General features: G+C 39.0%; 11 protein-coding genes. 4 read left to right on the top strand and 7 right to left on the bottom strand.

From position 1 onward, the window contains the following. Positions 1-62 precede the first annotated feature (62 nt). Together ACQKMH_RS01065 and ACQKMH_RS01060 are read right to left on the bottom strand one after the other, a co-directional pair. Positions 63-1,517, bottom strand: a complete 1,455-nt coding sequence (locus tag ACQKMH_RS01065; RefSeq protein WP_427585688.1) for an Msr family ABC-F type ribosomal protection protein — start codon at positions 1,515-1,517, stop codon at positions 63-65. 286 nt (positions 1,518-1,803) lie between these two features. Then, the gene (locus ACQKMH_RS01060) at positions 1,804-2,154 is read right to left on the bottom strand and encodes a hypothetical protein (protein ID WP_427587470.1); all 351 of its coding nucleotides are present in this window, start codon (positions 2,152-2,154) and stop codon (positions 1,804-1,806) included. 726 nt (positions 2,155-2,880) lie between these two features. Here ACQKMH_RS01060 and ACQKMH_RS01055 point away from each other — a divergent pair. Beyond that, a complete protein-coding gene (locus ACQKMH_RS01055) occupies positions 2,881-3,798 on the top strand; it encodes an aldo/keto reductase (protein ID WP_427585687.1) in 918 nt (305 codons plus the stop codon). Between the two features lie 126 nt (positions 3,799-3,924). Here ACQKMH_RS01055 and ACQKMH_RS01050 read toward each other — a convergent pair whose 3' ends face one another. After that, on the bottom strand, positions 3,925-5,301 hold the full coding sequence (locus tag ACQKMH_RS01050) for a PLP-dependent aminotransferase family protein (RefSeq protein ID WP_427585686.1): 1,377 nt from the start codon (positions 5,299-5,301) through the stop codon (positions 3,925-3,927). A 161-nt stretch (positions 5,302-5,462) separates the two neighbouring features. Here ACQKMH_RS01050 and ACQKMH_RS01045 point away from each other — a divergent pair, with 161 nt between their 5' ends. Then, positions 5,463-6,365 carry a DMT family transporter gene (locus ACQKMH_RS01045; RefSeq protein WP_427585685.1) on the top strand — a complete coding sequence of 301 codons (903 nt, stop codon included), beginning with the start codon at positions 5,463-5,465 and terminating at the stop codon, positions 6,363-6,365. A gap of 161 nt (positions 6,366-6,526) precedes the next feature. On the opposite strand, the gene ACQKMH_RS01040 is transcribed toward ACQKMH_RS01045, so the two are convergent. From ACQKMH_RS01040 to ACQKMH_RS01030, 3 genes are all read right to left on the bottom strand, one after another. Further along, complete coding sequence (locus ACQKMH_RS01040; RefSeq protein WP_427585684.1) at positions 6,527-8,128, bottom strand: sodium:solute symporter family protein; 1,602 nt, start codon at positions 8,126-8,128, stop codon at positions 6,527-6,529. Further along, positions 8,129-8,269 (bottom strand): hypothetical protein, encoded by a 141-nt coding sequence (locus tag ACQKMH_RS01035; RefSeq protein ID WP_427585683.1) that lies wholly within the window; start codon positions 8,267-8,269, stop codon positions 8,129-8,131. It lies immediately after the preceding gene. 96 nt (positions 8,270-8,365) lie between these two features. Continuing rightward, complete coding sequence (locus ACQKMH_RS01030; RefSeq protein ID WP_427585682.1) at positions 8,366-10,141, bottom strand: sigma-54 interaction domain-containing protein; 1,776 nt, start codon at positions 10,139-10,141, stop codon at positions 8,366-8,368. 339 nt (positions 10,142-10,480) lie between these two features. On the opposite strand from ACQKMH_RS01030, the gene ACQKMH_RS01025 reads away from it, so the two are divergent. Beyond that, positions 10,481-12,439, top strand: coding sequence for an FAD-dependent oxidoreductase (locus tag ACQKMH_RS01025; protein WP_427585681.1), 1,959 nt, complete (start codon positions 10,481-10,483; stop codon positions 12,437-12,439). Positions 12,440-12,635: 196 nt separating this feature from the next. Here the strand turns inward: ACQKMH_RS01025 and ACQKMH_RS01020 are convergent, their stop codons facing one another. After that, positions 12,636-15,689, bottom strand: coding sequence for a DEAD/DEAH box helicase (locus ACQKMH_RS01020; protein ID WP_427585680.1), 3,054 nt, complete (start codon positions 15,687-15,689; stop codon positions 12,636-12,638). 383 nt (positions 15,690-16,072) lie between these two features. On the opposite strand from ACQKMH_RS01020, the gene ACQKMH_RS01015 reads away from it, so the two are divergent. Next, entirely contained in the window at positions 16,073-16,486 is a 414-nt protein-coding gene (locus tag ACQKMH_RS01015; RefSeq protein WP_133350234.1) for a (deoxy)nucleoside triphosphate pyrophosphohydrolase, read from the top strand. The last annotated feature ends 4 nt before the right edge of the window (positions 16,487-16,490 follow it).

Genomic DNA, 16,490 nt, shown 5'->3' with positions numbered 1-16,490 from the left:
CCCGCATTATAAATAAGCCGACGAGATTGTCTCATCGGCTTATTTTGGCATGAACTTAAAAATTACAATTGAACCAATTTTTTCGCAAGAATTTTATACTGAAGATCTGCTACATGGTTTATGAACGCTTGGTCATGGGATACAAATACTATCGTCCCTTCATATGCCGCTATAAATCGTTCCAATGCTTCAATGGCATGAATATCTAAAAAATTGGTCGGTTCATCTAATAACAGAATGTTGTATTCCCCTAAGAACAACTGACAAAGTTGGAGGCGAATCGCTTCTCCGCCACTTAATGACTGAACACTTTTCAGTATATCCGTACCGACAAACTGCATTAAATGCAGGACGCTTCTTAAAAATCCTTCATCATATTCCGATCGGTTTCCCAAGAATTGCAGAACCGTTTCATCCCTTCCAAATCTATAGCTCATTTGACGGAAGTAACCAATTTTTGCTTTTGGAGAAAGCGCTAATCCCCCACCATCATTCGCAATATGGTGAAGCAAAGTACTTTTACCGCTCCCATTGCTGCCTGTAATGGCAATTTTTTTACCGAGTGGCAGCTGGAAACTCACTTCATCCAATAATACTTTGTCCTTAACTTGTAGAGTCAATCGGTCTGCCATAATCGGGAACTTATTATGCAATTCCAATTGCTTTGACTGGCGAAATATGATTTGCCTTTCCTCTTGTACCGCTTCCACTTCTTGAAGTTTTTCCGCTCGATGCTCAATTGCCTTCGCTGCACGTTGTGCGGCTTTTTGGCTGGTGCCTTTTGATTTCGTCATAAACGTTTTATTCGGTTTTGCATTCGCCTCTTTTTTTGACAATCTTCCAGCTTGAGCGATTTTTTCAGCCTTTTTCATTTTTTCCTGCGCTGCTTTTTCAAGCCGACTCTTTTCTTTTATGAATTGTTCATGAGCTTGCCTCTGTTGTTCACGTTTTAACTGCTTCTGTGCCATATACTCGCTGTAATTTCCGGAATATACATGTACCTTGCCTTCGTGCACTTCCCAAATCGTTGTGACAAGTTCATCCAATACAGCCCTGTCATGACTAATTATTACAAGCGCACCATAGTAATAGCGTAATTCATCAAGTAAAAACGAAATGCCATCTTGGTCCAAGTTGGTTGTCGGCTCATCGATAAGTAACGCTTCAAAATAGTGCGTGAACAATTGGGCAAGCTTCAACCTCGTTTGCTCACCACCGCTAAGCGATTCTGAATTTCGAGGAACGGCTAATTTCCCCAGTAACGCTGGATCAGTTTCTGCAACAGCAGGGGCTTCAATTTGCTCAAAATAGCCATGATCAACGTAACTCTTTACTTTTCCACTTGTCTGTTGCATTTCTCCAGCAAGTAACTTTAATAACGTACTTTTCCCTGTACCATTTTTCCCGACGATGCCGATGCGGTCAAATTGATGTACAACTAATCGTTCAATCTTCAATACATCTTTATCTAAATATGTCACTTCGACATTTTCTAATTCAAAGCATATTTGTTCCATATTCGCTACCTCCGAAATTTGTGATTTCGTATCGATAGCTTGGATCGATACGAGCTTCTATTTCAAGCTCGCATCAAAAGAATAATAAGAAATGCAATTTTCTCCCCTCCTACTTCGTCTTCATAATCATCACTGAATTAAAAACAATTACACCAGCTACCGTAACCTAATTGGTTTGAAGCAACGATAGATATGTATTAAAACCCGAAGTTAAAACTAATAATTAGAAGATAGTTGAATATATCTATGATGAATAGAATAAGAGATAAAATGTTTCATTTGGTTTTTAATCTTGAGATAAGTGATCAAAGTCAGCTTCTTGAAAATTAGGAAGCTGTTCTTTGATATCTAATCTTATCAACATTTCCTGTACATATTTTCGAATAGCCATCATGTCAAAAGGAAAATCAAAAACAAACTCCTCTTCTACTTTTAATGTATGTAGATGATAAGAGCAATGATACTTCATCCCCAAAAGATCTTCACTAAAGCTTAGTACGTCTTGATAAGATAGGTCAGATAATTCGAAATTCGTTATAAGATATACATCTATAAACTTATCTTTTACATTCTTGAGATTTTTATTTTTATCATGTATTAGTAAATATGCATTTTGTTCTTCATCGGACAATACCACTTGAAAAAATTCGAAATTTTTCAGTCTCATTAATCTTTTAAATCTGGCATTATCGCTCTAATTTTTATCATTCCTTTTCATATATACAGCTTTCCACTGATTTAAATTAAATTAGACTATGTTTTAACCATTTCCTATTTCCGCTTGTAAACATGAACGTGCCAATGTCCAGCTTTTTTGTATTGTGTTTTATCAAATCCATGTAATCAATATGAGCTTCCAAACTCGTATCAATGGAAAAGTAACATCATCAAGTTAAATCCCTCCAAAATAAAAAGTACACAGAAGGCTCTGTGTACTAAAATAATCGGCATAGATATTCGGTAGAACGACAAAACTTCTACAACATATCCATCCTATACACACAGCAAATAACCCCTTATGCAAAGCGGTTTTTTCCATAATATGTGTGTATATTAGTATAGTTGTAAAAATGCCACGTTTATCGCTCCTTTCAATTCTTGTCCCTATTCTAACCAGGATATTTCCAATAGTCAATTTTTTGTTTTGTATAATGGATGATTCCATGAATTTCTCGTCACCACATGGTAAATCTTGAAAACTACTAGGAGTGTGTGTCACAATCAAAAAGAAATACGCAGATTTACTTGTGACGCTAAGACAGACCTGGGCAACCCGCTGAAATGAAAGGGTGAACCATTTCTTCTCTGCAGATGACGGACTCGCACACCATGTATTCAATTACAAATAAGGAGGGCATAATTCATGAGGACTATGAAACTTGGAAACAGCACATTAGAGGTGCCGGTTGTTTCAGTCGGCTGCATGCGAATCAATTCGCTGGACAAAGCCGAGGCTGGGCAATTTGTCCAAACGGCACTGGAAGAGGGTGCGAACTTCTTCGACCATGCTGATATTTATGGCAGTGGCGAATGTGAGGAAATATTCGCGGACGCCATCGGGATGAACGCGGACATTCGTGAAAAGATCATCCTGCAATCCAAGTGCGGCATACGCAAGGGGATGTTTGACTTCTCCAAAGAGCATATCCTCGAATCGGTGGACGCAAGCTTGAAGCGGATGAAGACGGATTATCTGGATATTCTGCTTCTCCACCGTCCGGACACGTTAGTAGAGCCGGAAGAAGTAGCCGAGGCCTTCGATATTCTTGAAAGCTCAGGAAAAGTGCGCCACTTCGGCGTTTCCAACCAAAATCCGATGCAGATCCAGTTGCTAAAAAAATCGGTGAAGCAGACAATTGTGGCAAACCAACTACAATTAAGTATCACCAACGCCAACATGATCTCAAATGGATTTAACGTGAATATGGACAATGACCACGCTGTGAACCGGGACGGCAGTGTGCTGGATTTTTGCAGACTGAACGATATCACCATTCAGCCTTGGTCACCTTTCCAATACGGATTCTTTGAAGGCGTATTCCTCGGAAACGACAAGTTCCCTGAATTGAACCAAAAGATAAATGAAATCGCCGACAAATATGAAGTCAGCAACACGACAATTGTCATCGCATGGCTCTTACGCCATCCCGCACATATGCAGCCGGTCATCGGTACAATGAATGAAGACCGCCTCAAGAATTGCTGTAAGGCAAGCGATATTCATCTTACACGCGAAGAATGGTATGGCATCTATCGTGAGGCAGGCAATGTGCTGCCGTAAACACGCCGATCAACCTTTTTCTGTGTAAAGAAATCAGAATGATAATTAAGAACCCTCCAAAAAACATCGTTTTTTAGAGGGTTCTATTTTGTTCAAATTTCTAAGCGGTGGAAATCAACACCCATACTAAATGTGTAAAAAGTTATTTGGAGTCAGTTTATTTTTTCTGCTGTCAATTAAAGCAATACAGTGAGCCAATCGCTCTACCCCTAATTTAATTTGACTCTCGTTCACTTGTGAGATGCTTATTCGAACAAGATTTTCCTTTTTATATTCTGGTAAAAACATTCTAGAGGCATCATCAACATAGATATGCTGCTCGTTTAGCATTTGGACGACCTGTTTGGCTGTCACATTCTCGGGCAAATTGATGGATAGATAGAATCCTGAACTCGGTTTAGAAAAAGAAGTATTAGCCGGAAGCAATTCATCACATGCTTCCTGAAGGATTTGCATTTTAGTATGATAAACCTCTTTTACTTTTTTGAGATGGCTATTAAACATACCACTTTTTAAATAGATTTCTAACGCACCTTGTGAAAGTGCTGAACTATTGAAATCCGAACTGAATTTATATCGTAAAAAATTGTTAATCATTAATGCAGGAAGAACAACAGCCCCAATCCTTAACCCTGGGAGAAAAACCTTCGAAAAGCTTTTTATATAAATCACTCTCCCAGAAGGATCAAAAGAAAATAAAGGATCGGATTTTGGATTTGGATCAAGGTCTCCTAAAATATCATCCTCCACTATATATACATCGTATTTTTCTGCTAGCTCAACGATTTTTTTCTTTTCGCTATTCGTGTAACAATGTCCAAGTGGATTGTGAAATCTCGGGATGATATAGAAAAATTTTATATCATTATTTCGAAAAATGTATTCCAGACGATCAAGATCAATCCCATCCATCGATAATTCAATTCCAAAAGCAGTAGCTTGATGCATATTGATGGACTCAATGAATCCGAAATAAGTAGGCTGTTCAATTAGAATATTGTTTTTACCATTTGGAAATGGCATAGAAACTAATAAATGAAGGGCTTGCTGCGAGCCAGATACAACGACTAATCTTTCAGGTTGAGTGAACACCTGTAAATCTTGCAAATACTTCACTACCTGTACTCGTAGTGAGTACAGCCCTTGTTGGTCAGAGTAGGTAAAAAGCTCTTCTTTATATTGGTCAATTGCTTGATTCATACAATGTTGAAATTCCACATAAGGCATAACGTTTTTATCTGGACCTGCAGATAAGAAATCAATCACCTCATTTTCTTCCGTGGCTTTTTGAAATTCATTCACAACATAGTAGCCGCTTTTAGGAACGGAATAAATTAAATGCTCTTTTTCAAGTTCCTCGTATGCTTTAATGACCGTATTCTTACTGCATGAAAAATATTCAGATAACTGACGAACAGAAGGGAGTTTACTGCCTGCAATGAGCGAACCACCCGATAGTCGAAGCTTAATTTCTTCCATTATCTTAATATATTTTGAGTTCATCCATTATTCCTCCTTAAACTGTACCAGGTCAGATGAGTAAAAAACGGGTTTATTTTCATTGTATGTACTCATAGTATGGTAATTATAGCAAAACTGTTTTTTATGATAAATAAACAATGGTACAGATGTGATACGAAATATAAAGATTGGGGTTGGGTAAGATGCAGGGAGTAACAAGGGAGAAATTAGGATTATTGTTGGGATTAGTAGGCGTCATTTGTTTTAGCTTAACGCTCCCCGCTACAAGTATTGCTGTAGAGTATTTTGGGACTACGGTCGTCGGTTTAGGAAGAACAGTTGTTGCTGCTATTTTAGTAGCTGTAGTATTGATCGTTCGAAAGGAAAAACTGCCTTCTCCAGGCCAATTCAAAAGTCTCCTTATTGTTGCTGTTGGTGCAGTTTTAGGATTTCCTCTCCTCACTTCCTGGGCAATGGAATCCTTGCCTGTTTCTCATGGAGCTGTGGAAGTCGCCCTGTTACCGTTAGCAACAGCTGGATTTGCTATGTTTAGAGCAGGTGAAATCCCTTCAATCAAATTCTGGGTTTCAAGTATAATCGGCTCTTTAGCTGTCATTATGTATGCACTTCATCTTGGATTCGGTCAATTGCAATTTGCCGATTTAGCTTTACTAACAGCAGTGATCATACTGGGACTTAGTTACGCAGAAGGGGGGAAATTAGCGAAAGAATTAGGCAGCTGGCAAGTGATTGCTTGGGCAATAATGATCGGTGCTCCATTTTTCATTATTCCAGTTGGGCTAAACCTTACTACTGAAATGCTCCATGCCCCTATCCAAGCTTGGGTTAGTTTAATGTATCTCGCAGTGGTTAGTCAATTTCTAGCATATGTTGCTTGGTATAGCGGAATGGCCATGGGTGGAATATCAAGAGTTAGTCAGATTCAATACTTACAACCATTTTTAATGATTCTATTTGCAACCGTATTTCTTGATGAATCCATCACATTTTTCACTCTTGTAACAGCAGTGATTGTTGTCTTTTCTGTTATTTTAGGCAAAAATGCTCACGTAACAAAAAAAGTAGCTGTATCAGAGAAAATCTAATGCAAGACCACCTGAGAAAATAAATATCAACAAACTAGAAGGGAAAATAAAGTACAGACGAGCAACGGATGTCATTTTTAATGAAAACAAAACCTAAAAAAATAGTGGATAATCTATGTGTTAAACATAGAATCCACTATAACTAATTTATTTGTCCCCAATCAATTCATATGGATCGGCGAATAATAAAACACCAGTGTAACCATGATGATCATGACGCCGCTGATCATTAAATAGGTTGGGTATCTGCGAGTGATGTTCATTTCTTTTTGCTCGTCTATTTCTATTGGAGTTTGAAGGATATTTGCCTGAAACTCCCTTTCTTCCTTGGTGATCACTCCATATTTAGAGCCAATGATGAGTGCGCTTATACTTAAAATTAATCCGATGATCACAGGGTTGAAGTAAACAGGAAGGCTAATCCCGAACATGCCTAGGCTTTCTCCGAGAATCACTCCAAAGAAACCGAAAACGATACTCCAAAAAGCCCCATCTTTCGTTATCTTCTTTGAAAATACACTTGAAATGGCGATTGGTCCCCATGATGCGGCGAATAATGTAGCCGCAAAATAACCGATCCACATGACAGCTGGCGGCTGGAACAACCCAATCAATAAAATGATCAAGCTAATGACAACCATGGAAATGCGGCTGGCACGCAAGAGATGGTGATCTGCATATTTCTTATTTCTTGATTGTTCCATAATATCCCGTGTTATACTGCTCCCGATTATCTGAAGGAAGCTTGAACAGGAAGATAATGCCGCGGCCATGATGCCGCTAATAATGATGACCCCAAGCCATGTAGGGACAATATTCATCGCTGCCCAAATGAATACCTTTTCCGTCGGGGCGATATCCGCTTTAATCGTGGTGATCGTCGATATGCTGATATGGAGAAACAAGTAGACGGTCAAAATCGATATGGTTGCCCAAACGCCAGCACGGATGGCTACGTGTTCATTTTTAGCCATTAAATACCGGCTGCTTTGCCATGGGCTTACTGCAATGACAATTCCCCAGACTAATCCCATGATGACTGCCCAGGCCAATGCCTCCCAAGGAGTTCCCATCGTTGCGCCAGATCCGGTAATGCCATGCCAGCTTAATAGATCAGGTCGTTCAGCCAGGTTTGCGGCTTTGGTGATGGCCTCAGGAAATCCACCTGCGGATTTAATAATATAAGGAAAACTAAGATACGTTGCGATGGAGAACAAAAAGAACATCACGGTATCATTCACCATGACTCCCTTCGCTCCTGAAAGAATGGTAAAGGATGAATAGACTACCCACATGATCACCAAGGCCATTGGATAGGAAACACCGGAAACCTCGGCCAATAAAACGGCTGCACCTTGAGTGACGGCAACTAAGTATGCAGAGATTCCGAGAATCGTCGTGATCGCAGCAGCCAATCGCACTTTCTTGGACTGAAAGCGATTACCAAAATATTCAGGGACCGTTAATGACCTGCTTCTCCTTAAATATCTCCCAAACAGGAAAACGCCGAATATATAGCCGCTTGCATTAAAAATAACGAGGATAAGCAGCAAGATCGGGTACCCTTCATAGGAAAATCCCGCTTCTCCCATAAAGGATACGGTACTCAAGAAAGAAGCAACAAGCGTACCGGTTATCATCAATGTATTTCCACTTCGTCCAGATACATAATATTCCTCTGAGTTTTTCACTTTCCTGAATAAAAAGATGCCGATTGCGACATAAACACAAAAAGATACAATGATTCCTATGAGGAAAGCCATCTACATCCCCACCTTTTCAATCGGATCCTTTTCTTTTATTGCTTCTTGATTCCTTTTCATTTTTATCAGAAAAACCTTCGTGATCCACCCCATGACAATTAATGAACCCCCATAACTTAAAGAGAAAATTAACTCACCCATTTCTTGACCCCCTTATCAAAATTGAAATAATCAATAGTTAAATATGCAATATCCATACCAACTTTTCGAATTTTCAGATTTCAACAAGGGGCATCGTTATTTATTCTCATCATATACAAATTGGTATTTGCCAAGTTTGCGCATGATCGTCGTTTGGCTAACCTCCAGGGCTTTGGCCATTTTTCGGGTAGATTTATATGTAGAAAGGGCCTGGGACAATAATTGCTTTTCCGTTTCCTCTAACGCTTTTTTCAAGGGGATGATTCCCGTTAAATTGACTAGTGCCGTATCTTTGTACGTTAAATCGGAAGGCAGATCTTCTATGGTTACGATGGGCTTTCTAGCCGTCACGACAATTTGCTCAATTACATTTTCCAATTCCCGGACATTACCCGGGTATTGCTGCAGCTGCAAAATCAACTTGGAATGATCATCGATACGGATTGATTGTCCGTATTTTTCATTGAATTTCTTCAGGAAATAATCGGTTAATAATAAGATATCTTCCTTTCGCTCACGCAGCTGTGGAATTTCCAATGGAACGACATGCAATCGATAATATAGATCCTCGCGAAACTGATTATTCTTGATCATTTGCTTCAAGTCTTTATTCGTAGCGGAGATGATCCGAATATTCACCTTTTTCTCCTTGGTTCCCCCCACCTTCATGAATGTTCGATCCTGGACCAGATGCAGGATTTTCACCTGAATGTCGAGCGGCATTTCCCCGATTTCATCAAGAAACAACGTGCCTCCATCAGCACTCTCAACAAGTCCTTGTTTCCCGTGCTTATTAGCTCCCGTGAAGGCCCCGCTTTCGTAGCCAAACAGCTCGGACTCAATTAATGCGGATGGAATCGCGCCGCAATTCACTTGAATGAACTTTTTATCCTTTCTATTACTGAGATCATGAATGATCCTTGCCAATACCCCTTTTCCGACTCCAGTTTCTCCATGGATGAAGATCGATGAATCCATTGGAGCCACTTTTTCAGCTAATTCCAGAACATGTATCATCCTATCTGAATTTGTAATGAAGTTATTGAACGACACGGTTTTTTTACTCTGTGAATATTCATTTTGTGCTAGTTGACTCCTAAGATTCACTTGGTTCAATTTACTCTTCATCTCAACTAGCTCGGTGATATCCCTGGAATTCGAAACAATTCTATATAATTTCCCCTCCTCATCAAAGATCGGCTTGGCTGTGCTGAATACAGTCAACCCATGCGGATAGGTTTGTTCCGCTGAATGGATCGCTTTCGTTTTCATCGTTTCTAATGTAACCGAATTGACGATCAGTCCCTTTTCAACTAACTCTTTAATGTTCTTATTAATAAAGGCCTCCGGCGGCAGCCCTGTAAGCTTCTTACACGCTTCACTCACGAATAACGTGTCCCCATTTGCATCCGTTACAAATATTTCATCATAGCTGGAATGCAGGATCTGTGTGAGCTCCTTTACTTTCTTTCTTGTCACCTCCAGCTCTTCATGCAGTGATTCATTTAAACTTATTAAGCTCTTAATCTTCTTTTTAAGCAATATTTCCCTTACTTCATAGTTCGGATAGCATCTATATTGGTTATCGCCATGTTGAATCACAAAGTCATAGGTGCTCATATCCTCTTCATTGAGCTTATCGACATCATCCACAACGACAAAAGATGAATTAAGATAAGCCGTGATTTCCTGATTTTGACCCTCCCTATCCAATCTCTTCAAAAAGAAACCTTCCTCTAATATGCCGAGGATGTCCAAGTGATTTTTCATGATAATAAAAGGCGAGGAATTAATTTTCAGTAAGGATTTTACATCCAAAATAGAAATATCGGAAAATACAATTAGTGATTCTTTTTTTACTTCCGTATCCACACAATCACCCCATATTTTGATTTCGAACCGATTTTGTTACACTTTTTCGTACACAAAAAAATAAGTGCCCCTTTCATAAGCAACGAAAGTCCATATACCAACCATTTTCGAACCTGAACCTATAATGAATCACCACTTTTCAAAAAAGGTTCAGTTATCTATATATAAAATACTCGATTCATGAGCTATACCCTCTTTACAAATATAAAAAATGTTTATTCAGCCACATTCCCCAAACGGCATGATTATTGCATATTGAACCTATATGGAGAAAAGGTAGTGGGCGATTCGATCCCTCTATACTCTCATTCTATCTAAAATTAAGGAGTGGTCACGACTATGGCTCAATTCAAAAATCTGTTTACCCAATTAACGATCGGTTCTACTGAATTAAAAAACCGGATCTTAAGTACAGCACATCAAACAAATCATGTCACGGACGGAATCCCCACTTCGGATATGGTCGCCTATCATGAAGCCCGCGCTAAAGGGGGCGTCGGATTGATCATTCTTGAAGCGGCATCCGTCCATCCATCCGGCATGCTTACATCCAAAACGATTGCCGGATATGACCAGAGAATTGTCGATGCCTACAAAGAACTTTCCGAAACGCTCCATACATATGGAACGAAGGTTTTCTCGCAGCTATTTCATGGAGGACGAGAAGTCGTATCGAGCGACTATCGAAATGCAGCATGGGCGCCATCGGCCGTTCCCAGCTTGCGCTTCGGCGTGATGCCAAAACCAATGAGCTTAGAGGATATTGAAGGAGTGATAGAAGGGTTCGCCCATTCAGCACAGCTGGCAAAGGATGGCGGACTGGACGGAGTTGAAATTTGCTGTTCACATGGATATCTTCCTGCCCAGTTTTGGTCAGTGCATACAAATAAGCGCACCGATCTCTATGGCGGGTCATTTGAAAATCGGATGCGATTCATCGTGGGAATTTTAGAAAAAGTATGGGAAAGAGTCGGGGAAGACTTCACCGTCGGCATTCGCATGAGTTCAGATGAATTGACGATGGACGGGACAACGATGAAGGATTCCGTGCAAATCGTCGAATATCTCGCGGAGAAAGTCCGATTGGATTTCATCAACGTCACGGCCGGAGATTCAAGTACCTTCGAGGGGTCAACACATATCGTTCCGCCATCACCGATAAAGCACGCATACCTATCTCCACATGGATTCAAAATCAGGATGGCAGGAGCCGTACCGGTCTTTGTCGGCAATCGAATTGTCGACCCGGTTGAAGCTGAGCAGATCGTATCAACCGGAAAGGCCGATGTCGTAGGAATGACAAGGGCCTTAATCGTCGATCCTGACATGCCCAACAAAGCAAAAAGTGGCGACCTGCAAGCAATCGATGCATGCATAGGCTGTTTACAAGCCTGTATCGGCCACTATCATAAAGGACTGCCAATCGGCTGTGTCCAAAACCCGACAACAGGTAAAGAAGCATGGATTTTACCAGAATTAAAGAAAACGAGAAACAAACAAAATGTCCTGGTCATCGGCGCCGGCCCCGGCGGATTACAAGCAGCCATAACAGCGGACTCACTCGGTCATTCCGTTACACTGATCGATCAAAGCAAATCAATCGGCGGCCTGCTCCGCACCATGCGCAAAGCACCCATGCGGCATGAACTCGCAGAATCGATGCTCGATAACTACTCCCGCAAACTAATGAGAAGCAACATAAATGTACAATTAGGCAAAACGGCCACCACCCAAGAAATATCCGAATCGAAACCGGACGCCATCATCTGTGCCACAGGCTCACGGCCCTATACACCAGCCATCGAAGGAATCGATGACCCACGGATCATCATGAGTGATGACCTCTTCAGCTCAACTAAAAAAGTTGGCGACAACGTACTGGTATTCGACTTTGGCGGCGACTGGCCCGGCATGGAAGCAGCCATCTACCTAGCCGAAAAAGGTCACCAAGTCACACTCATATCATCACGACTGCACATCGGCGAAACCGTCCACCAATATCTCAGGAATGAATACCTAAAAAAACTATACAACCTAAACGTCAAACTCCTACCCCATTACGACATCGGGGCAATCAAAGAAAATCATGTCATTATCCGGAACCTATTCACCCAACAAAAACAAGAACTAACCAATTGGGACTCCATCGTCCTCTCCCTTGGACGCATACCCAACACAGAACTATTCGAAGAAATGAAAGGCCATGCGCCCATCGTGAAACAGATTGGGGATTGCCTTGGTCCGCGGACGATAGAGGAAGCTACGCATGAGGGGATGATGAGTGTTATAAGTTTATAAGGGAAAGAGACATTCCTTGGGGGATGTCTCTTTTTTTATAGTTTTCAACTGCCCTAAACCTCTAACCAAATATTATCCATTTGCTCCATCGTTTGATTTAAATATCAAGACATCCACCATTAATAGATCCAGTTTGTATTTAAAATACGATTTTCAAAAAAAACACATTTAGTTATTAATCCCTTTCATATAAAATTTAGAGGTGTAAGGCTGATATATTATCACTTTTAACCTCATCTATGTTTTCTATGATAGATGCATAGAAGGGTTTCTTAGAAAAGCGTTGATAATCACCAATTACATAAAACTCTTTTTTAGCTCTTGTAACCGCTACATTTAGTAAATTAGGCTTTGAACATGACCAATTAGCCGCTCCATCACTATTTTCATCTGTACCAGTTACCAAATAAACAATGTCAGCTTCTTTCCCTTGAAATGTGTGAACAGTACCTACAGATTTTTCCAACCAATCCTTTATTTCTTCATTAGAAATTTGCATATTTTTCAGCCTCTGTTTTAGGACCTGTTTAATACCATCTTTCACTGCAGTAAAAGGTGAGATTATATATACATCAGGAGGAGCGGAGGCCTTTTCCCATAACTCAACAATATGATCTGCTACTAAATCTCCCTGCTCTGTTACGAACTGACGATTTACAGCCAATCCTTTACAATCAAACCAAGCACTCTTCCCTCGACTCTTTTGAGCTAATACCATTTTGTTATCATAGGCTATTTCATTCGCAATGGTAAACATAGGATCTAAGCATCTTCTGTGAACCCATAATGGTGTTCCAATCCATTGGTCATAATTATTGATCATTCCGTACGGATTTGCTAGATCTGCTAATGTTTGAACAGAGGCACCCGTACCAATATATTTATCATCTACATTGGAGTACTTTCTGATATCCCCTAAAATTGTTTCATCGATTGTTACAACTGGTTCAATTTGAATTGGGTCACCTACTACTATTACTCTCTTTGACCTCCATATAGCACCTGCTGATTGCTGGGGACTTGCTTGTCCCGCCTCATCTATAAACAAGTAATCTATACATTCATCTTCTACACCTTTATACATAGAGCTTAAACTTGCAAAAGTTGTACTGACCAACGGTGTAATTAAATGAACTGACTTCCAAATATTCTTTAGATATAATCTATGATCCGTATCATTAAGATTCAATTGTTTACGATTATTTAATAATCGCAAAGTAGATTTGATTGCTTCAAAATTAAAAGCTAGCATTAATTTATGGAGTTTCATGGCCTTTAAAAACAGTAATCCCCTTGTGGAATTTAGTTCGTCCGTAAGCCAAATTGTATTTAATTGGCGACGTTCGTATGACTGCTTCGAATTTGACCAGTAGCCTTCCTCAGGTAAGGCTAGTCCTTGATTTTTATAATAATCTAACTGTTCTGCGAAAGAAGCTAGTATTTCTTTTACTCCTTCTACCTTCGCTTTAGTCTCCTCTAGTTGTTTTCTTTTTAGGTAAAGCTTTTTTTCTTCTCCTTTTAAGAATGAAATAATAACATTTAATTCCTTTTCCAACTCAATTTTTTTTATATTTTTTTTGAATAGGATTCTTTGCAAAAGGGATTGCTTAGGTAAGGTTTTAATTTGTTGTTCCGTCAATCGCTTTTGCTGTTCTAAATGTCTCTTCTCATCCTCTATATTCATTTGATCTTGCTCAAGTATAGGTAGCTGATTCTCTAACTCTTTTAATAGCATATCTGAAGCTTGTATGCTCTTATAATCATCGGAAAATTTTTGAAGATTCTCTTTTTTTTGTCTTACTAATTCAAAAATATTCTGAAAATCCTTTACAGCATCTTCCCAATCTTTTAATTTTACTTGCTTACTATCATGTTCTAATTGTTGAAGAAAAGCTTCTCCATTGTTATTACCACGATATAGCTTCCAACCAAATTTAGATATATTATCAGATTTTCCAAGAGCTCCAGAAAAAAGTCCCCAGGTATCACTATTGTCACCTAAAAGATCTTTTGCTGCTGATGGGTACATAGATAAATCTTTCGCCTCTTTAGCATACAATTCATCGTAATCTTTGAATTTACTTTTTCCAGCAGGACGAATAATTTCATCCTTTTTAGGAAGGTCCTTTGAGATATTTTCAACAGCCCCATTATTGCTAGAAGCAACAACCATAGAATACTTACTTAGTGTTGAATCTAATAAATAGATAGGATAGTGATAACCTTTTAGATTAATTGTTTTCACTTTCTTAAAACAATCAGTGGGATTATTAAATTGCACCATTCCTTTTCCTCTTTCGACTACAATGTTAGCAAAAATATCTTTTAATAACGTAGTCTTCCCTGTTCCTGGAGGTCCATTGACAGAACTAATTTTCTGGTCATTCTTTAAGATTTGATTTACAGCTACTTGCTGCATTAATGACAATCTATGATCTACTGGTGACGGCCAGCGACCATCTGGCATGTTTTTAGGCTGTAAGATTTCTTCAATATATTCTTTATTTTCATTAATATCTATTCGTTCTTCAATCCCTTTTCCTTCAATAAACTGACCAAGTGTTTCGTTCTCTCCTTTCTTTAGTATTTGTTCTAAGTCTTCTTGGTAGAAGCTGTTAAATTTCTTAGATCTGGGTTCTTGGTCTGCTTTAGTAACTTCCATCCCCAAATAGTTTAGTTGATCATTATCTAATCGATGAAAATACTGCTGGTAAACTTGCTGAATCTTTATTAAAGACTCTTTTGTTACTCCATTAATAAAGATGGTCTGTGCCTGTTCCTCAAACAGTTGCAATTGGCTCCGGAAAGGGGTGATGAGATCCTCATAATTTACTCTTGAATTTTCCGTCATTATTTTCATTACATACATAAGGAAAGGAACAAATAAAGAATCTTTTACATATTGCCCCTTGCTGTCTACTGAAAAAGAAAAACTAAATAAAGTTTTATGCTCCTTATTAATAATCTCTTCCTTATTTTTAAAAATTTCTCGTATAAAGCGGACAAGTTTATGATAATCAAAACAAGCTAGATAATACTGGTATTGAATTTGATATTTATCTTTACGTTTTAATTGATCCTTCTCCCAAGGCCGTTCATAAAGCTTTATCAAACGTGTTTTAGCCCTATTTTGATTATCTTTAAAATAATCTTCTTTTATTACCTCACCTTTACCAGAAACTTCGCTTGGGGCTAATGATTCTACTAAGAGCCATGACTCAAGCACTGACTTTATTCTGTTTATTTCCATCTTTTCACTCCCATTGTTATTAACTTTTCATTTACCTCAATGCTGACCGCGAAAGATTAGTTGAGCCAAAAAACAAGCAATCTTGCTCTGCTTTTGAAACAGATAAGCTAAGGATGAAAGGACCTCCCGTTACTTCCGGACATCAGTTCTTGAATCAATCTCCAAAAACATCTGCAATGAAATCTGGCTGGGTCACATATAAATAATCACCTGTACACGACTTAATTTCAGCTCCGCGTTCAACAACTGCTTTTAATGCTTCACTTCAAAGTTTATTTTACAATTATAACAAAACATCCTATTTTTACCCAAATTCTTCTTTTATAACAAACCTCACTTAATCATGATATTATTTAATCATAGCAAACCTATAGGAGGATAACATGAAAAAGCAAGTTAAAGTAGTTGCAGCCATTATTGAAAATGACAAAGATGAAATACTATGTGCGTTACGCTCTCCAGATATGAGCATTCCGAACATGTGGGAATTCCCAGGTGGAAAAGTAGAAAAGGGTGAAGATATTTTTACTGCTTTAAAAAGAGAGATTGATGAAGAGTTACAATGCAAGGTTGAAACAGAGACATCAGTCTTTAATGATACTACGCATGAATATGAAACCTTTATTATTAATTTATTGTCTATAAAATGCAGAATCATTGAAGGTACACCCACAGCCAATGAACATTCTAAACTGATATGGTTAAGGCGTGAGAATCTAAGCTCACTAAAATGGGCTCCTGCTGACATTCCAGCTGTGGAGCAATTGATCAATGAAAAAAATAGTCTTCTCAAATGAGAAG

Origin of the sequence: Peribacillus sp. NPDC097895, from assembly GCF_050277555.1 — a bacterium.
Classification (GTDB): Bacteria; Bacillota; Bacilli; order Bacillales; family DSM-1321; genus Peribacillus.
The sequence above is the reverse complement of the archived record's forward strand: the minus strand, read 5'-3'. Positions and strand labels throughout refer to the sequence as shown.